The sequence below is a fragment of the Verrucomicrobium sp. GAS474 genome (assembly GCF_900105685.1).
Taxonomy (GTDB): domain Bacteria; phylum Verrucomicrobiota; class Verrucomicrobiia; order Methylacidiphilales; family GAS474; genus GAS474.
Genome location: NZ_LT629781.1, coordinates 739133 through 756253, shown reverse-complemented (window position 1 = coordinate 756253; position 17121 = coordinate 739133). Strand labels below are relative to the sequence as shown.

The following is a 17121-nucleotide window of genomic DNA, read 5'->3' as shown; positions in this document are numbered from 1 at the left end:
CAGAATATGTCTCTCTCTTTCGCAAAACATCTGTCTCAGAAGATTTCCCTCGGCCTCTTCGCCGTGGCCTTCGCCTTCGTCTTCCTGTCGGGAAGCAGCCCCACGCTGAACGCCAAAACCACCGAACCCGCCCTGCACGTCCGCATCATCGAGGACAAGACGCGGCGGGTCCTCTCGACCGAAGCGGAGCCCTACAAGGGCCAAATCTACGTCCGGGGCATGGTGCGCCGGGACAGTGGGGGTTCTCCGGCCAGCCACGTCCATGTCGAGTGGCTGAACAAGGCCGGGACGGTGGTCGCGATGAAAACCGGAGCTGTCCTGTTTTCGGGAACCCCGGCCCTGTCGCCGAGGGGGCCTTATTCGGTCTCCTTCGCGCCCTCCGAGGTGCGCGGAGCCGAGGCGGTCCGGGTGGTCTACCACGGCTACCCGCACGCCTACTGTAAGAAGTCGGACACGCGATCCTAATTCGGAGTATTCGATGAGGAAGATCACAGTGGTTGGAGCATTTCTGCTCCTTTTGAACACAGTCGGCTGGGCCGAGACACCACCCGTGTCATACACGGTTGAGGAGCTGGTGGCGCAGGGCTTCGCGCGGAACGCCGAGATGAAATACTACGAGGCAGAAGTCGCCGCCTCCAAAGGAGAGCGTACGAAGGTGGGCTTGTGGAAGAACCCCGAGTTTACCGGGGAATACGGCCAACGGCGCGTGACGAACGGCGAGTCCGGCTCCCTCGCGGACGGATTCACCCGCAGCGCGTCCCTCTCTCAGACCTTTGAGTTCCCGGGCAAGGGTTCCCTGCGGAAGGCCATCGCCAACAAGGAAATCGAAATCGCCGAGCTGGGTCTACGGCAGTTTCGCTTGGCACTGGCCGGGCAGATCCGCTCCCTCGCCTACCAATACCTCGCCGCCTCCGAGCAGGCGGAGGCCGCCGGGGAGGTCGAGGAGCGGAGCACGGCCTTGGTCAAACTGTTGGGCGAGCGGTCCTCCGCCGGAACGCAGCAATTCCTCGAACTCCGGATCATCCAGGGGAGCCTGATCGAATTGCAGAAGGGTGTTCGGGAAGCCACGCGCCAACGGGACGAAGCGGCCCTGGAGTTGAACCGGCTGCTGGGCCTTCCAGCCAGCCAGCCGTTGCGGATCAAGACGCCACTCTCCCTCCCTTCCTTGACGCTGGACCGAGATACCCTCGTCCTGCAAGGACTCGCGGGCAACCTATTGCTGAAGACGCGGATCGTCGAACTGGAAAAGGCGGTTCGTAGTGTCTCCGCCGCCAAACTCGACATCGCTCCGAACTTCGCGGTGGGGCCGTTCTTCAGCCAAGACCGGGCTGGTGACAACGAGGAGAACGTTGGCATCGGTTTCTCGACCACCCTGCCGCTCTGGGACTGGAATCAGGGGAACATCGCAGCGGCGAAAGCAAAGCGGGAGCAGGCCGACGCGCTGCTCCTCGACGCGCGCCGCAAGACCGAAGCCGAGATCCTGCGTCGGCTTCGCTCCTACGAGCTGGTTCAAAAGCAACTTGCCAAGACGCCGGAAGGGATCGTCTCCGAATTGCGCGAAGCCGCCGCGCTGGCCGACCGCCAGTATCGGACCGGCGTCATCGGCATCCAACTCTTTCTGGAAACGCAGCGGGGGTATCTGTCGGTACAACAATCCCGCAACGAGGCGGTCTTGAGCGCATGGAGCGACATCCTCGACATCGAACTGCTTACCGGCCACGCCGAAGGAGAACTGAAATGAAGATCACCCCGTATTGGCTCGGATTGGCATTGGCGGCGATGCTGGTCGCGGGTTGCGACAAACCGGTTTCCGAGAAGCCGAAGTCCGTCGCGGAGGGAAAAAATGCGGAGGCCCCCACCTCGGAAGGCTCGGACGAACCCTCTTACGAGGACGGCAAAGGCTTACTCCTAGGCGAGCGCTCCCGCGCCGCCATCGGCCTCGCCTTCGTCGCGGTGGGAAAGCAGGCCTTTCAGCCGAGCCTTTCCGTGACGGCCCAGGTTTATCGTGCCGCAACGGAACCGTCGTTGCGGTACGGCGGAGAAAAGGCCGGGTTTGCCTACCTGACGGCAACGCTTCCCTCGGACACCCTGACCGGCCTGAAGCCCGGGTTGGTCGCCCGTTTCAAAGGCGAGCCGAGGGAAGGCGTCCTCTGGAAGATCGATACCACGCAAAACGCCGTCACGGGCAAGAGCGAGATGCTGATCGAGGTGCCGGACCCCGCTGGCCGCTTGGCGGTCGGAGCATTCGTCCCCTCCGAAATCGAATCGGCGGCCTCCCGACCCGAAGGCCTGAGCATCCCGGCCACCGCTGTTCTGAAGACAGCGACGGGAACCTTCGCTTACGTGAAGAACGGCGACCGCCTTTTGCGCCAACCGATCCAGGTCGGCACCGCATCGGGAGTGGCCGTCGAAGTCACCGAAGGCCTCCAGGAAGGAACCACCGTGGCGGCCAAATCCGTCGAAACTCTCTACCTCATCGAACTCCGCGCCACCAAGAGCGGCGCAGGCGAATAATCCCATGATTTCCAAGATTCTCGAATTCTCCATGCGTCAGCGGGTCTTTGTCCTGCTGGCGACCGTCGCCCTCCTCGGCGCGGGCCTTTGGTCCGCGTCCCAGCTGCCCATCGATGCCGTTCCCGACATCACCAACATCCAGGTCCAGATCAACAGTTCTGTCAAGGGGTTCGCCCCCGAGGAAATCGAAAAACTGGTCACATTCCCGCTCGAAACGTCGATGTCGGGTATCCCCGGCATGGTCGAGATGCGGTCGCTATCAAAATTCGGCCTCTCCCAGTTAACCCTGGTCTTCGAGGACGGAACCGACATCTACCGGGCTCGTCAGCTCGTCAGCGAGCGGATGCTCGGAGCGTCGGAAGATCTTCCCCGGGGCGTTGCCCCGGAACTGGCCCCGATCACCACGGGCCTGGGAGAAATCTTCTACTATATCGTCGATTACAAAGACGGCTTTGCCGGGAAACCGGAAACCCGTGAGCAGCAGTTGATGGAGTTGAACCAGCTCCATGACTACGTCATCAAGCCCAAGCTGCGGACGGTCCAAGGCATCGCCGAGGTCAATTCCCAGGGAGGCTACGAAAAGCAGGTGGTAATCCAAGCGCGACCCGACCGCCTCTTCTCCACCGGCGTCACCTTCAGTGAGATCGCCGATGTGGTGAAGGAAAATGTCGAGAACGCCGGAGGAGGAGCGGTCGAGATCGGCGGGGAGCAGATTGCCATCCGGGCCGATGGGCGGGTCAAGAACGTCGAGGAAATCGGCAATCTTCCGGTGAAGTTCCGGGCCGGGGCGACACCGTTGAAGATCAAGGACGTGGCCGAGGTCGGAATCGGAACGAGCCTCCGAACCGGCAGCGCCACCTCTAACGGGAAGGAATCGGTCCTGGGGGCGACGCTCATGCTCACGGGCGAGAACAGCCGGGTCGTCGCCAAGCGGGTCGCGGCGAAGTTGAAGGACATCGAGAAGACCCTCCCCGAAGGCGTCGAAATCCGCACTGTCTACGACCGGACCGAACTCGTCGACCGGACCGTGGCGACCGTGGAGCGGAACCTCTTCGAGGGAGCCGTCCTCGTGGTCGTCGGATTGCTCCTGCTCCTGGGGAACTGGCGGGCTGCGCTGATCGTCTCCGTGGCGATCCCGCTCTCCTTCCTGTTTGCCATCAGCGGGATGGTGCAGACGAGAATCTCGGGAAACCTGATGAGCCTCGGAGCCATCGACTTCGGCCTCATCATCGACGGTGCTGTCGTCATCGTAGAGAACATCGTCCGCCGTCTGGCCGAGCGCCAGCACGAGTTGAAGCGGGTACTCTCGACCGAAGAGCGGATGCACACGATCCTGTCCGCATCCAAGGAAGTTGGATCGCCGACCTTCTTCGGCGTCCTCATCATCACCATCGTCTACATCCCGATCCTTTCCCTGACCGGAGTGGAGGGGAAAATGTTCAAGCCGATGGCCGAGACGGTGATCTTCGCGCTCGGCGGTGCGTTGTTGCTGGCCCTGACGCTCATGCCCGTCCTCTGTTCCTTCATCCTGAAGGGCCGCATCAGCGAAGGGGACAATCTCGCGATCCGGTGGCTGAAGGCGCTCTACCGTCCAGCGCTCGACTTCGCGATTCGTCGTCGCTGGGTGGTCATGGGGGGCGCCTTGGCGGTCTTCGCCCTTTCGTTGGTCGTCTTCTTCCGTCTCGGTGCCGTCTTTGTCCCTCGGCTCGACGAGGGCTCGATAACGGCAAACATCATCCGGCCCACCAGTATCAGCCTCACTGCTGCACTGGCGATGCAGGAGCGGACCGAGCAGGTGCTGCGGGAAAAGTTCCCCGAAGTGACCCGCACCTTCTCCCGCATCGGCACCGCCGAAGTAGCGACCGACCCCATGGGTATCAACGTCGCCGACATGTACATTTTCTACAAGCCGCAGTCGGAATGGAGGAAGGTGGACGGTCGTCGGATCGGGAAGGAGGATCTCACCAATCTTATGGAGAAAGAGCTTCAGGTGGAGGTTCCCGGGCAATCCCTCCTGTTTTCGCAGCCCATCGAAATGCGGTTCAACGAGATTCTGGAGGGTACGCGCGCCGACATCTCGGTGAAGATTTTCGGGACTGATTATGACGAGATCGAGCGCATCGCCGGGGAAACCCGAAGCATTCTGGAAAAGGTGCCGGGAGCCGCCGACGTCGAGTTCGATGCCCTAGGCCGCGCCCCCCTCCTCCAGATCAACCTGAACCGGGAGGCGTCCTCCCGTTACAACCTCCATGCAAAGGAGATCAACGAGGTCGTGACCACCGCGCTCGCCGGGGAGGAGGCGGGAAAGCTGATTGAGGGAAACCAGCGCATCCCCATTGTGGTTCGGATGCCGGAGGAATCGAGGAAGGACCGCTCCGTCATCAACTCTCTTCCGGTCCGCACCGCCGAGGGTGGCTATCTGGCCCTCGGGCAGGTGGCGACCCTTAGCGTCGACGACAAGGTCAACGCGATCACCCGCGAGTTCGGCCAGCGCCGCGCCGCCATCATGGTGAACCTGCGGGGTCGGGATGTGGAGGGTTTCGTCCGTGAGGCGGAGCAGAAGGTGAAGGAGCAGGTCAAATTGCAGCCCGGCTACACCATCGAGTTCGGCGGGGCCTTCAAGAACCTCCAGGAGGCCCGGGCGAGGCTCGCCGTCATCGTCCCCGTCGCGCTGCTGGTGATCTTTGTCCTGATTTTCATGGCATTCGGAAGCCTCCGGCAGGCGTTGTTGGTCTACAGCGGCATTCCCCTCGCGGTGACCGGCGGTATCTTCGCTCTCTGGATCTTCGGGCTCCCTTTCAGCATCAGCGCGGGCGTGGGCTTCATCGCCTTGTCGGGGGTCGCCGTCCTCAACGGCGTAATGATGGTCAGTTACTTCAATCAACTTCGAGAAAAGGGCCGCACTGTCGAAGAAGCTGTGCGCGAAGGGGCGATGACCCGCCTCCGGTCCGTTGTTCTGACAGCTGTGGTCCCCAACCTCGGCTTCCTGCCGATGGCCTTCGGCCATGGTGCCGGGGCCGAGGTGCAGCGTCCCCTGGCGACAGTCGTCATCGGCGGTATCGTCAGTGCCACATTCCTGACGTTGCTTCTGTTGCCGTCACTCTATGTTTGGGTGGAGGGAAGGACGAAAAAAGATATCGTGTCGTCACAGTAGGGTGAGACCGATTTGAGAGCGAAAAAGAGCCGATCATGAAAACGTGCAGTCTTATCTTTTCCTCTCTGCTCGTCTCTCTGCCCCTCCACGCCCAGACCTTTGAACCCGTTCCCTCTTCGCCCAGACAGGAATTGGAACAGCCCATTTTTGCGTTCGAGGGGAAAGTGCTTCAGGTAATCGAAGGAGGGAAAGGAGTTCTGGTTAAGGAGGGAGAAGGAACTGCCTTGCTGCTGGGATGTTCCGGCATCCTAACGAGTGGCGATGTGTGGCAGGGATGGATCTATAAAGCCACTAGCCTTTACCATTATCAAAAGGCAAAGGACGAGGAGTGTGCCGTGCCTATCTATGTGTCGACCGGCGAACCAGCAACCAAAGAGATTTCCAAAGAGGGAAAGGTGCTGAAAGACAAAGGCTATGCTGCGGGTTCTCACCATGCTCTTTTTATCGAAACAAAAACGGCCCTGCTCGAATCGACGGAACGTGCTGATGCTGAGAAATTCGGTGTCAGCCTGAGCGAGTACTACGTCATGGCCAAATCGCAAGGAAAGCTTACGGACGTTCAATTGGAGGCGCTCGTTTCTCTCTTTTATCAGATCTGGTTGGATCGGGAGGCCCATGATCGGGAGGCATACGCCGGTCTCAGCCAATCCAATATCGGGGAAGCGACGGCGCTTTACCTCATGCTCGCCAAGAGAAACGCAGGTCTCGATCGTATTAAGGCTATAATGGGAGAGGCATCTCCAAAAATCGCCGCGTCCTTCAAAAACACGCCATCGGCAGGTGCTGGGACGTTACGTTGAATAACGATGAACATTCCGGGGATGCTTAAAAGTGTTTTTCCAAACACTTCAAAAGCAGTTTACGGGCTCGATGCACTTTGACCTCGATCGCTTTGGCCGTTAGCCCTAGCCGATTCCCGGCTTCCTCTTGAGAAAGACCTTCCATGACGGCAAGCAAGAATGGGGCCTTCAGCCCATGGGGAAGTCCGTTAATCGCATCCTGCAAGGCCCTCATCTTCTCGCTCTGTTGAGCTAGAACGGCGGGATCGGGAATGGAGGAGGGGAGTTCATGTTCCCCCCTCGCTTCCACTTCCTCAGGCGTTCTCGACAGGGAATCGGTTTGGCGGGTCTGTCGATAAGCTTTTGTTCGCACGCGATCCCGGCAAAGGTTGAGCGCGATCTGAAACAGCCAAGTTGAAAACAAGGCGGAAGGGCGAAACTTCCCGATGCTGAAGTAAGCTCGAACGAACGTGTCCTGCGCCACTTCCCGAGCATCGGCCTCGTTACCGACATACCGGAAGACGAATCGAAAAACCGCCTCCCGATGGCGCTCCATCAACGCGTCTAGCGCCTGAACTTCGCCCCGCTGTAGGGCCTCGACCAAAGGGAGGTCGGGATCGGGATGCGCCATAGAAGGGCGACGCTTACTGCTGACGACGAAGTCCCTCGGCGGTCAAGGCCAACAGCATTTTATACTGCTCCGGCGTCAGGACCGACTTCATCTCGAAGACATGATCGAGAGTCGCCTTTTGAAGATCGCCCATCGCCATGTGAATCTTTTCCACGGCGTCCCCGACGCGGGGGGAGTCCGCCTGATCGGCGACGATGGCGTCGGCCAGTTCCGTATTGGCGATGCGGATTAGCTCGGCGTAGTGACGCCGCTTTTCCGCAAAGCGGGCTTCGATGGGATCGAGTTGCTTGTCTTGTTCCTTCGTCAGTTTCAGTCGTTCATGAATCACCGCGTGGAGGCCCATCGCAGGTTCAGTTCGATAATTCTTGGTATAGCGCCCCACAATGAAGCAACTTCCGGCGGCAATCAAAGATACCAAGACCAACAAGAGGACAAAAGAGACAATGCGTTGCATCCTAGTGCTCCATCAAGGTTGCGAGCATTCCCGGTGCGTGAGCACTGAAGACGCTCAGCTCCGTCGTCGGAGCGGAACGGCTTTCCTTCAGCAAGACCCCCGAGAACAGGCCGAAGGCCACGGCTAGGGCGAACGAGGCAAGAATCGGCTGGGGACGCAAAAGCGCGGCAATCCATCCATCCCAAAGAGACCACACCGAAGACGGCGCTTCAGCTTTACGCTGGCGAATCGCCCGCCAGACGGCGTCGTTGAAACGGGGATCAAGCGGCGGGACCGGTTGGCGGGCAAGATCACCAACGAGGCAGTCGAATTCTTCAGCCTTCATGCGTGTAACCATAAAACTTTTCTCGGTTCTGTAAATGGGCGCTACTGCTTAGTGAACGTGTCCGTCGGTATGGCAAACCACGACCACACTCGCCGCTCCCTCCGGGAGCTTGTCGATGAGAGAACCATAATGAAGATAATCGCGGCCTCCCTCCCGAGGAGGATAGTTCAGAATATAGGTGTTCAAGTTCTCCGGTTTGTCCCAAAGGATTTTACCCTTGGCGTTCAAAACCTCGATGTGGACGTGGGCCGAGGGACTTACCCAAGACTGCCTCGCCGTCTTGGAGAGATAACCCGAAACCCACACCCCTCCCTTATAGGGGGCGAGAAACACCCGCTCGACATGGAGAATCCGGCTGTCTTTGGAAGCGGTCGAAAGAGGAACGGCTTCCGCCGATGCGACGCCTAGGGAGATAGCGCCTGTCAGGAGGATTGCTCCCGTAACCCGACAAAACCGCCTGGCAATTCCGGGAAAAGAGAGCGTCTTCATACTCTATCAAACGAAATCGAGAGGCCGATCCCTCAAAAAATCGTTTCCCATGAAAAAAGATTGAGGGATGTCCCTACGGATTTCGTTTCACCTCACGAACCCGGAAAGATCCCGGCAAAACCAGAAACCTTTATCAACATGAAGAAAACGACCTTTGGAATGCTCCTCGGACTGATGGCCTTCGCCGCCATGGCCCTCACGGCACCGACCGCTAAAGCGGAAGATTACACTCCCGCCCAGATGCAGCAGATCGAGGAGATGAAGAAAACCTACCCCCTCACGACCTGCCCCATCTCCGGCGACAAGCTGGAGGGCGGAGAAATGGGCAAACCGATCGACTACCTCTACACCGCCAAGGATGCCAGCGGCAAGGAGACGACCCGTCTCGTTCGCTTCTGCTGCCCTTCTTGCGTGCGGAAGTTCAAGAAAGACCCTGCACCCACCCTGAAGGTTCTCGACGATGCCGCCGCCAAGAAAGCCTCCGGGGCTGCGTCGGCCCCCGCCCCTACGGCCATGGGCGGTGCCAAAGGAATGTAAGAATCCCGGAACCGCGCTCGTGCCTTTCCTTGCCCAGATCGCCGAGACGGCTTCCCCGACCGGAAGCGCCCATGCCGGAGGAGTTGTCCTCCACTGGCTGGGCGTTTTCCATCCGGTCGTTGTTCACTTTCCCATCGCCCTGCTCCTCTTGGCGGCACTGCTGGAAGCAGTCGCCGCCTTGAGGGGCTCTTCGGAAAAGCTGACGTTCTCGATTCGATTGACTCTGGGTTTGGGTGCGGTCGCCGCCCTCGTTGCGGCGGGCTTTGGCTGGGCCGATGCCTTTGGCATGGGTTTTGAGGCAGAGCTTAAACCGATCCTCGCTTGGCATCGATGGCTGGGGACGGGTGTTGCCCTGGGCTCCTGCGTTGCTTGGGTCTTGCAGTGCCGGATGATGCAAACCGGACAAGAAGTTTATCTCTACCGCGTGGTCCTCTGGCTAGTCGCGCTCGCCACGGCAGTCGTCGGTCACTTGGGCGGAACTTTGGTTTACGGATTGGATTACTACCCATGACACTGATTTCTTTTCGTTTCATTTCCCTGGTTTCAGCGGCCGGAGCCCTCACGCTCGCTGGGTGCGCGTCGGTTGACCCCAAAGCCTCTTTCGACACCGTTCAGGGAACGATACAGGATCGCACAGGCCATCGGATTGCTTGGAACCGGGGCACCCCCGAGGACCAGGAGGCCGTCAAATCGGTTCAAGCCCTACTCTCCAAGCCGCTGACCGCCGACGCGGCGGTGCAGGTGGCCTTGCTGAACAACCCCTCCCTGCAAGCGTCCTACGAAGAACTGGGCATCTCCCAGGCCGATCTCGTGCAGGCGGGCCTTCTCAAGAACCCGAGCTTCAGCGCCTTGGTGCGCTTCCCCAGTACACCACCCCTCGGGGCTGACCAGGAATTCTCCGTCGCCCAGGATTTTCTCGATCTCTTTATCCTCCCGCTACGAAAGCGGATAGCGAAACTTCAACTGGAGGAGACCGAACTTCGCGTCGGCAACGAAGTCCTGATGTTGTCCACTGAGGTGAAGGAAGCCTTCTACACCGTGCAGGCCCAGGAACAACTCGTGCAGCGCCTCGGCTTGATCGACGACATCAACAACACCGCCGTCGAGCTTGCGACCAAACAGCACGAGGCAGGGAATCTCAGCGACCTCGACCTTGAAAACCAGCGGGCCACCCATGCCGAAAGTCAGGCCGAGTTGGCCGAGGCTCGTATCGAGGCCGTTCAGAACCGCGAGGCATTGAACCGTCTTCTGGGATGGACGGAGGATCTTTCCGTATGGACCGTTTCGGCCCAGCTTCCGGCCATTCCCTCCAATCCCGTCTCGGCTGAGGCACTAGAAAAACGCGCTCTGGCCCAGCGACTCGACGTCGCTGCCGCCCGGAAGCGGGTCGAGATATTGCAAAAGGCTCTCGGGGTAAAGGAAGACACCCGCTTCTTCCCCGGTGGCATCACCCTCGGCGTCGATACCGAAAAGAATCCCGACCGCTCTCGCTATACCGGTCCTTCCATCGACATCGAACTGCCGATCTTCGATCAAGGACAGGCCGACGTGGCGAAATTGCAGGCCCAGTTGCGTCAGGCCCAGGCTCAGCTCGGGGCATTGATCGTCAATGTCCGCTCGGAGATCCGGGAGGCCCGCTCCACCGTCGAGGCCCGGCGTAATCTCGCGGAACACTATCGCGGCACGCTCCTCCCACAGCGGGTGAACATTCTCAAGCTCTCCCAGCAGGAGTACAATTTCATGCTCAAGGGAAGCTACGATCTCCTACTGGCCAAACAGCACGAAGTCGAAGCGGAGCGGGGGTATATCCGAACATGGCGCGATTATTGGACTTCGCGGGCCGCCTTGGAAAAGGCCGTGGGCGGCTTCCTGCCCGTCGATACCTCCGAAGCAAAGCCGATGCCGATGACCTCTCCCAAATCCGATGAGTCCGCTCCCTCCATGGCTCCCATGGAGATGAACCACTAGCAAACGCCTATGAACCTTTCCCGCCGCCAGCTCCTCGCCGCCACGGGCCTAACCGCCCTCACGACGACCTTCTTTGGAAAAGCCCAATCGGCTCTCGCCGCGATCTCGGGAACGGAGCCGACGCCGCCCCCGCCGTCCGGCAACGGCTCCTACACTCCCGTCGTGACGCCGAACGGCACGACCCTGCCGTGGACGATGAAGGATGGGGTGAAGGAATTTCGCCTCGTCGCCGAGCCGGTGAAGCGGGAATTCGCCCCCGGCATGATTGTCAACTGCTGGGGTTACAACGGCCAGACGCCGGGGCCGACCATCGAGGCTGTCGAGGGCGATCGTATCCGCATCTTCGTCACGAACAAACTCAACGAGCCGACTTCCGTCCACTGGCATGGCATCTTTCTGCCGAATGGGATGGATGGCGTCTCCGGTTTGACTCAAAAGTCCATCGAGCCGGACGAGACCTACGTTTACGAGTTCACCCTACGACAACATGGCACCTACATGTACCACCCCCACTCGGACGAGATGGTGCAGATGGCCGTCGGTATGATGGGCTTCTTCATCATTCACCCGAAGGGCGGCGAGGAGACCAAGATTGACCGCGACTTCGCCCTCTTCCTCATGGAGTGGGCAGTCGATCCCGGCACCGCTACACCGAGGGCGAGCGTGATGACCGATTTCAACACCTTCACTTTCAACAGCCGCGCTTACCCCGGCACTGATCCCCTGATCGTGAAGCTGGGACAGCGGGTGCGCATCCGGGTCGCCAACCTCAGCATGGACAGTCACCCCATCCACATCCATGGCCACCGTTACTGGGTGACCCAGACCGATGGCGGCCAGATCCCGAAGACAGCGTGGTGGCCCGAGACAAGCGTCAACGTTCCGCCCGGCACGACACGGACCATGGAGTTCGTCGCCGATAATCCGGGCGATTGGGCGTTCCATTGCCACAAGAGCCACCACACGATGAACGCGATGGCTCACGACATCCCGAATCTCCTCGGCGTCGAACAGGATTCGGTAACGAAGAAGATCAAGAAGCTCGTTCCCGGCTACATGGAAATGGGAACGGACGGGATGGGCGAAATGGGTGAGATGCAGATGAAAGGCCCCAAGAATACCCTAGCTATGATGACCGGCACCGGTCCTTTCGGGCCTGTCGAGATGGGAGGAATGTTCACTGTCGTCAAGATTCGTGAAAACCTTGCGAGCTATGACGATCCCGGCTGGTACAAGAATCCCGCCGGGACCATGGCCAAAAGAATCGAAAACAATTCTTAGTTCTCTTCCTCATTTTCAACGCTCTTCAGCTCAGTCGAATCGAGAGTTCTTGTTTTTATGAATAATAAGGGCTTTCTAGAGCTGGGCACAAAACACATACCGATCACTTATTCGTCAGCGGAAGAGCTTGATGCGCGAATCGTCGAGCTTTCCGCGCTGTTTATCGCGACCTTCAGCACTCCTCCAAGGAACGAGGCTTGGACAGGCCAGCAAGCGAGCGATTTTATTCTGCGACATTTTTTGGTTGGAGGCTGGTGTTCATGCATTCTCGGGGCAAAGAAGGAAGTTTTGGCCTTCAGCCTGCAAGTGCCTTGGGAGAATTGGCGGCTGATTGTCGGGGCTATTGATGTTGAGTCGGCAACGGCTCCAATCCTTTATTTGTCAACGATAGCGACAGCTATTAAATCGAGAAACCGAGGGTGCGCTTCCAGCCTCCTGATTTCCGACGGACAGAAAGCCAAGGCATCGGGATACAACTGCATCGTCGCCCGCGCAAGGGCAGACGTCCCCGAGGTGAACGGCTTGCTGAAAAAGGTCGGCTTTGTCGGGTTTGGAAAGCATTTCGGCAGCATGGGAGGCGTTGCGGCGGAGAGAGTGCTATACTTAAAGCTTATCTAGCGTTGGCGTTATCAGGCCTCGGCAAAGCGAGGCTGTGTAAAAAATCAATATGAACGAAGGCCACCATCACGACAACGGAACAGTCCATAAACATTCCTGTTGTTCCCACAAAGAACAGGACTCGCCGACCACGCATGCCTCCGCCATTGGAAAAAGATATTTTTGCCCAATGTGCGAGGGCGTCGAATCGGATCAGCCTGGAGCCTGTCCGAAGTGTGGCATGGCCCTGGAAAGAAACCCGGCTTTCCACCCCACATCGGGATCGACCTACACCTGTCCCATGCATCCGCAGATACGGCAAGATCATCCAGGAGAATGTCCAATTTGCGGCATGGCCTTGGAGCCCGAAGCCGCTCATTCCGGTGACAAAGAGGAAGAAAACGCCGAACTGGACGACATGACCCACCGGTTCTGGATCGCCGCTGCCCTGAGTCTTCCCATCCTCGTCCTATCGATGGGACAAGGATTACCTTTGATTCGCGATATTTCCGCCTCCCTTTCGATTTGGATTCAAGGAACTCTCAGCACGCCCGTCGTTTTGTGGGCGGGCGCTCCCTTCTTTGCGCGAGCTTGGCGTTCCTTGCTCCATCGTAGCATGAATATGTTCACGTTGATCTCCCTCGGAATAGGGACAGCTTATGGGTTCAGTGTTTTTGTGACGCTCTTTCCACATCTCCTTCCCGAATCCTTCCGGCACGGCGATATGCTTCCTGTCTATTTCGAGGCGGCGGCAGTGATCACCGCGCTGGTTCTCCTGGGACAGGTTCTCGAATTGCGGGCTCGCTCAGGCACAGGCAAGGCAATCCAAGCACTCCTCGGATTGGCTCCGAAGACCGCGCATCGCCTTCAGAACGGTGTCCAGCAGGATGTCCCTCTCGACCAGATCGTCATCGGCGACCTTTTGTGCGTGAAGCCCGGCGAAAAGATCCCGGTCGACGGCCGGATCACTGAAGGAAAGACCTCGATTGACGAATCGATGATCACCGGAGAGCCGATGCCCGTGGCAAAAGAGGTCGGAGAATCGGTCGTCGCGGGAACGATCAACGGCAACGGCAGCATTGTCATGCACGCCGAGAAAGTGGGCGGGGAAACTCTTCTCGCCCAGATCGTTCAGATGGTTTCCCAGGCGCAGCGTAGCCGAGCACCCATTCAACGGCTCGCCGATATGGTGTCGAGCTGGTTCGTGCCAGCCGTGATCTTGCTCGCGGTGGTTACGTTTGTCGTTTGGATGGTTTGGGGGCCGATCCCAGCTCTGGGTTATGCTCTGGTGAATGCTGTCGCAGTTTTGATCATTGCATGTCCCTGTGCGCTCGGCCTTGCCACCCCCATGTCGATCATGGTGGCCGTAGGACGGGGGGCGCATGCCGGTATTTTGATCAAAAACGCGGAGGCTCTGGAAATGCTGGAGAAGGTCGATACGCTGGTAATCGATAAGACTGGCACTCTCACTGAAGGCAAACCGACCGTGACAGCAATACATCCCGCTTCCGGTTTTGACGAGGCGACTGTGTTGCGCTCCTCCGCTGCGCTGGAGAACCGCAGCGAACACCCCTTGGCCTCTGCCATCGTGAAGGCGGCGCAGGAGAGATTCCTCTCTTGGGCACAACCGGAGAGCTTTGACTCGATTACTGGGGGCGGTGTGCGCGGACGGTGGGAGGGGAAGGAAATCTTGGTGGGCAAGCCCGCCCTGCTCGAAGAGAAGGGCATTGCCATTTCCTACGTGGCCTCCGACGTAAAGAAACTCGCCGAATCGGGAAACACCGTCATCGCCGTCGGCATCGACGGAAAGGTGGCTGGACTTATCGCCTTGAGCGATCCGATCAAGCAAACCACCCCCGAGGCAATCAAGGCGCTCCATCGAATGGGTCTGCGGATCGTGATGCTGACGGGAGACAACCAGCAAACCGCCGAACGGATCGGCAAAACGCTTGGAATCGACGAGGTAATCGGTGGAGCCGTTCCCCAGGCAAAATATGACCGGATCGTGGAATTGAAGAAAGCAGGGAAGACGGTGGTTATGGCCGGGGACGGCATCAACGACGCCCCTGCCTTGGCGGCGGCGCACGTCGGAATCGCCATGGGAACCGGCACCGACGTTGCCATGCACAGTGCCGGAATCACGCTGGTCAAGGGCGACCTCCGAGGCATCGTGAAAGCCATTGCGCTGAGTCGCGCTACCATGCGCAATATCCGACAGAATCTTCTCTTCGCGTTCCTCTACAACGGACTCGGAATCCCGATAGCTGCCGGGGTGCTTTACCCTGCATTCGGGCTATTGCTGAGTCCCATGATCGCCAGCGTCGCCATGAGCCTGAGTTCGGTCTCGGTAATCGGCAATGCCTTGCGGCTGCAAAGCTCTGCCCCGGAAAACGCCGGGATTTCCTAAAACACCACCGAGGTTCGAAGGCCGAGAATCGCCGCATCGCGCGACCCGTTGACCGCGCTCGGTGTGAAGATGTACTGAAAATCAGGCTGGATCGTCCACCACGGCGCAATCTGAAACTTGTAAGTCGCCTCGATGACGGTTTCGGCTGTCATTGTCGAGGCGGCCCCGTTTGCCGCCTGATTGAAGGCCGAATAAGGGCCGCTGATGAATGAGCGCGCCAACCCTATCCCGGCCACATCATTGTCCCGCCGCGGCACGAAGCCGATCAGATTTAATCCCATATCAATGTAGGGATTCACGACGTTGATGTCCGAGGGCGCATAGCCGCCTCGGGCGAACACGGAAAGAATCTTGCTCTCCTCCTTCCAAACCTGCTGATCAATGACGGCATAGATACCAAAATCGGGTCCCTGTTCGTCGAGCAGCCCCCCGTTGAGGGCGCTGTCGGCCTGAGAACTCCAAGTGTGGAACTGACCGGTATGGACAAAAGAACCGATCTTGTAGGCTCCGGCAAGACCCTTGTCATCCTGACCCTGATTGAGGAGATAGCCCACTTCATTTATGATGAAGACTCCCGTCTTGCCGCTGATCCGGAAATCGAGACCGTTCACGTTCTGGGTGGCTGAACCAGGATTACCGCTGAAAACGGCTCCTTGATAATAAAGACTCGGATTGGGTTGGACGCGAAGCCTGACGCCGGGAGCAGCGATTGGATAGATCGGGAGGCCGTAGGGATCGTTTGCCGAAAGAAGGGGAAGAGTGCCAAAGTCGCTATCGATGAAAACGGACGAGGAGGAGGAAGTGAAAAATTCAGAGTCGGCCGCGATCCATCCGACCTTTATCGTTGCGTTCTGCCTGCAAAACGGCTGTTGGTACCAAAGCTCCTGAATGTGAGGCGTATTGTAGGCGCTGATGTTGCTGAGGGTGGCGATGTCGCCAACATCGGTCCGGTCAAGATTTGGCCCGAAGGCGTAGAGGAAGTTCGTATGGAAGATGCCTCCGCCATGCCAGCCGGTCAGCTTCGCCGTATCTACATCGAGAAGAAGGGAGAAGAGTCCATTGCCCACGTTCCCTTTCCGGATTCCGCCATGGATGTTTCCGAAGTCCTCACCTACCAGAGAAGGCGCAACGGTGACGCCCCGGTCGGCAAGCTTCGGACGCAGGCTGCCCCAATTCCCGGTAAGAGTGTTCCCTTCCCAGATCGATTTGGGGATCGAGTCAGAAGATCGGGTCGCCGTAACAGGCGGGGAAGAATCGGTTGGCGAATTTTCACTCGCAAAAAGAGTGCATTCTGAGCCGCAAAGAAGGCTCCAAAAAATAGCTGATGCACCAAGAATGTTTTTCACGGATGGAGTGTGCTTGGGTGCCACAGAAGGCCTGAAAGACTTTGGAGAAGAAGGCTCTGCCGTCAATCGCTCAAGTGTTACGAGTTTTAGGCGAGGGTTTTCCTCTTCCCCGGTGTTTATCCTAATGTGAGGCGGTTTCCTTAACCCCCGCCTCCACTAGGAGTAAAAATGAAGAAGATCAATCAGTGGACTTTGGCGGCGGTGGCTTTCGGAATCATCGCCCTGTCCCAAGTGCAGGCGTCAGCGGCGGAGACGACCAAGGGCACCCGGCTCGGAAGCGACCTGAATATCCCGACCTCCGTGCAGCCCCAGACGGTCTCCCCCCGCTGCGCCGCTATGGCGCTGACATCCGAAAACCGGACTCGGAGCCTCGACAGCAAGGGCCACACGACGATCACGGAATCGGGCGCGGCCTTCGCGAGCAAGGACTGCAAGACGGGGCTCCATCGCGATAGTGGCAAGCAGGTCTCGACCACGACCAGTTGCCCCAGTATGGCCCTGGCGAACTGCAACGTCCGCTAGTTCGTCCAAGCTTGAGACCTAAAGCTTGAAACTTAAAAACGAGCCGCCCGGAGGTGAAAAACACGGGCGGCTTTGTTTTTTTGAAAAAACTTTGAAAAAGTTCGAGGGTTTAAGCTG

Annotated in this window: 17 protein-coding genes; 12 read left to right on the top strand and 5 right to left on the bottom strand. The window is 58.7% G+C overall.

The features are described from left to right. Window positions 1-6: 6 nt before the first annotated feature. The 5 genes from BLU04_RS03195 (at window position 7) to BLU04_RS03175 (ending at window position 6468) form a co-directional block, all read left to right on the top strand. Window positions 7-465, top strand: coding sequence for a hypothetical protein (locus tag BLU04_RS03195; RefSeq protein WP_093282131.1), 459 nt, complete (start codon window positions 7-9; stop codon window positions 463-465). A gap of 85 nt (window positions 466-550) precedes the next feature. Continuing rightward, window positions 551-1741, top strand: coding sequence for a TolC family protein (locus BLU04_RS03190; protein ID WP_162274622.1), 1191 nt, complete (start codon window positions 551-553; stop codon window positions 1739-1741). Continuing rightward, the gene (locus BLU04_RS03185) at window positions 1738-2514 is read left to right on the top strand and encodes a hypothetical protein (RefSeq protein ID WP_093282126.1); all 777 of its coding nucleotides are present in this window, start codon (window positions 1738-1740) and stop codon (window positions 2512-2514) included. Before BLU04_RS03190 ends, BLU04_RS03185 begins: the two co-directional genes overlap by 4 nt. 4 nt (window positions 2515-2518) lie before the next feature. Beyond that, window positions 2519-5668 carry a CusA/CzcA family heavy metal efflux RND transporter gene (locus tag BLU04_RS03180; RefSeq protein WP_093282123.1) on the top strand — a complete coding sequence of 1050 codons (3150 nt, stop codon included), beginning with the start codon at window positions 2519-2521 and terminating at the stop codon, window positions 5666-5668. Window positions 5669-5703: 35 nt separating this feature from the next. Beyond that, window positions 5704-6468 carry a hypothetical protein gene (locus BLU04_RS03175; protein WP_093282120.1) on the top strand — a complete coding sequence of 255 codons (765 nt, stop codon included), beginning with the start codon at window positions 5704-5706 and terminating at the stop codon, window positions 6466-6468. Window positions 6469-6493: 25 nt separating this feature from the next. On the opposite strand, the gene BLU04_RS03170 is transcribed toward BLU04_RS03175, so the two are convergent. From BLU04_RS03170 to BLU04_RS03155, 4 genes are read right to left on the bottom strand one after another with little or no spacing between them, the layout of a single operon-like run. Further along, complete coding sequence (locus BLU04_RS03170) at window positions 6494-7078, bottom strand: RNA polymerase sigma factor (protein ID WP_093282118.1); 585 nt, start codon at window positions 7076-7078, stop codon at window positions 6494-6496. Window positions 7079-7091: 13 nt separating this feature from the next. Continuing rightward, entirely contained in the window at window positions 7092-7532 is a 441-nt protein-coding gene (locus BLU04_RS03165; protein ID WP_093282115.1) for a periplasmic heavy metal sensor, read from the bottom strand. Between the two features lies 1 nt (window position 7533). Continuing rightward, window positions 7534-7857, bottom strand: a complete 324-nt coding sequence (locus BLU04_RS03160; RefSeq protein ID WP_093282113.1) for a hypothetical protein — start codon at window positions 7855-7857, stop codon at window positions 7534-7536. A 48-nt stretch (window positions 7858-7905) separates the two neighbouring features. Beyond that, complete coding sequence (locus BLU04_RS03155; protein ID WP_093282110.1) at window positions 7906-8346, bottom strand: hypothetical protein; 441 nt, start codon at window positions 8344-8346, stop codon at window positions 7906-7908. 138 nt (window positions 8347-8484) lie between these two features. On the opposite strand from BLU04_RS03155, the gene BLU04_RS03150 reads away from it, so the two are divergent. From BLU04_RS03150 to BLU04_RS03130, 6 genes are read left to right on the top strand one after another with little or no spacing between them, the layout of a single operon-like run. Next, on the top strand, window positions 8485-8883 hold the full coding sequence (locus BLU04_RS03150; RefSeq protein ID WP_093282107.1) for a hypothetical protein: 399 nt from the start codon (window positions 8485-8487) through the stop codon (window positions 8881-8883). Window positions 8884-8902: 19 nt separating this feature from the next. Beyond that, on the top strand, window positions 8903-9394 hold the full coding sequence (locus BLU04_RS16730; RefSeq protein WP_162274621.1) for a DUF2231 domain-containing protein: 492 nt from the start codon (window positions 8903-8905) through the stop codon (window positions 9392-9394). Continuing rightward, window positions 9391-10851 carry a TolC family protein gene (locus BLU04_RS03145; protein ID WP_162274620.1) on the top strand — a complete coding sequence of 487 codons (1461 nt, stop codon included), beginning with the start codon at window positions 9391-9393 and terminating at the stop codon, window positions 10849-10851. Before BLU04_RS16730 ends, BLU04_RS03145 begins: the two co-directional genes overlap by 4 nt. 9 nt (window positions 10852-10860) lie before the next feature. Then, window positions 10861-12132 (top strand): copper oxidase, encoded by a 1272-nt coding sequence (locus BLU04_RS03140; protein ID WP_093282102.1) that lies wholly within the window; start codon window positions 10861-10863, stop codon window positions 12130-12132. Window positions 12133-12189: 57 nt separating this feature from the next. Continuing rightward, window positions 12190-12750: a hypothetical protein gene (locus BLU04_RS03135; RefSeq protein ID WP_093282099.1), complete on the top strand. Its 561-nt coding sequence runs from the start codon at window positions 12190-12192 to the stop codon at window positions 12748-12750. A 49-nt stretch (window positions 12751-12799) separates the two neighbouring features. Then, window positions 12800-15136, top strand: a complete 2337-nt coding sequence (locus BLU04_RS03130; protein ID WP_093282096.1) for a copper-translocating P-type ATPase — start codon at window positions 12800-12802, stop codon at window positions 15134-15136. Here the strand turns inward: BLU04_RS03130 and BLU04_RS03125 are convergent. Continuing rightward, window positions 15133-16482 carry a carbohydrate porin gene (locus BLU04_RS03125; RefSeq protein WP_157895066.1) on the bottom strand — a complete coding sequence of 450 codons (1350 nt, stop codon included), beginning with the start codon at window positions 16480-16482 and terminating at the stop codon, window positions 15133-15135. The two genes, BLU04_RS03130 and BLU04_RS03125, sit on opposite strands and share 4 nt — an antisense overlap. A gap of 168 nt (window positions 16483-16650) precedes the next feature. Here BLU04_RS03125 and BLU04_RS03120 point away from each other — a divergent pair, with 168 nt between their 5' ends. After that, on the top strand, window positions 16651-17004 hold the full coding sequence (locus BLU04_RS03120; protein WP_093282091.1) for a hypothetical protein: 354 nt from the start codon (window positions 16651-16653) through the stop codon (window positions 17002-17004). Window positions 17005-17121: the final 117 nt, after the last annotated feature.

Bases quoted from the DNA above. Each gene is read 5' to 3' on its own strand.
- BLU04_RS03195 (WP_093282131.1), top strand. From the start codon at position 7: ATGTCTCTCTCTTTCGCAAAACATCTGTCTCAGAAGATTTCCCTCGGC.
- BLU04_RS03185 (WP_093282126.1), top strand. From the start codon at position 1,738: ATGAAGATCACCCCGTATTGGCTCGGATTGGCATTGGCGGCGATGCTG.
- BLU04_RS03180 (WP_093282123.1), top strand. From the start codon at position 2,519: ATGATTTCCAAGATTCTCGAATTCTCCATGCGTCAGCGGGTCTTTGTC.
- BLU04_RS03175 (WP_093282120.1), top strand. From the start codon at position 5,704: ATGAAAACGTGCAGTCTTATCTTTTCCTCTCTGCTCGTCTCTCTGCCC.
- BLU04_RS03170 (WP_093282118.1), bottom strand. From the start codon at position 7,078: ATGGCGCATCCCGATCCCGACCTCCCTTTGGTCGAGGCCCTACAGCGG.
- BLU04_RS03165 (WP_093282115.1), bottom strand. From the start codon at position 7,532: ATGCAACGCATTGTCTCTTTTGTCCTCTTGTTGGTCTTGGTATCTTTG.
- BLU04_RS03160 (WP_093282113.1), bottom strand. From the start codon at position 7,857: ATGAAGGCTGAAGAATTCGACTGCCTCGTTGGTGATCTTGCCCGCCAA.
- BLU04_RS03155 (WP_093282110.1), bottom strand. From the start codon at position 8,346: ATGAAGACGCTCTCTTTTCCCGGAATTGCCAGGCGGTTTTGTCGGGTT.
- BLU04_RS03150 (WP_093282107.1), top strand. From the start codon at position 8,485: ATGAAGAAAACGACCTTTGGAATGCTCCTCGGACTGATGGCCTTCGCC.
- BLU04_RS03145 (WP_162274620.1), top strand. From the start codon at position 9,391: ATGACACTGATTTCTTTTCGTTTCATTTCCCTGGTTTCAGCGGCCGGA.
- BLU04_RS03140 (WP_093282102.1), top strand. From the start codon at position 10,861: ATGAACCTTTCCCGCCGCCAGCTCCTCGCCGCCACGGGCCTAACCGCC.
- BLU04_RS03135 (WP_093282099.1), top strand. From the start codon at position 12,190: ATGAATAATAAGGGCTTTCTAGAGCTGGGCACAAAACACATACCGATC.
- BLU04_RS03130 (WP_093282096.1), top strand. From the start codon at position 12,800: ATGAACGAAGGCCACCATCACGACAACGGAACAGTCCATAAACATTCC.
- BLU04_RS03120 (WP_093282091.1), top strand. From the start codon at position 16,651: ATGAAGAAGATCAATCAGTGGACTTTGGCGGCGGTGGCTTTCGGAATC.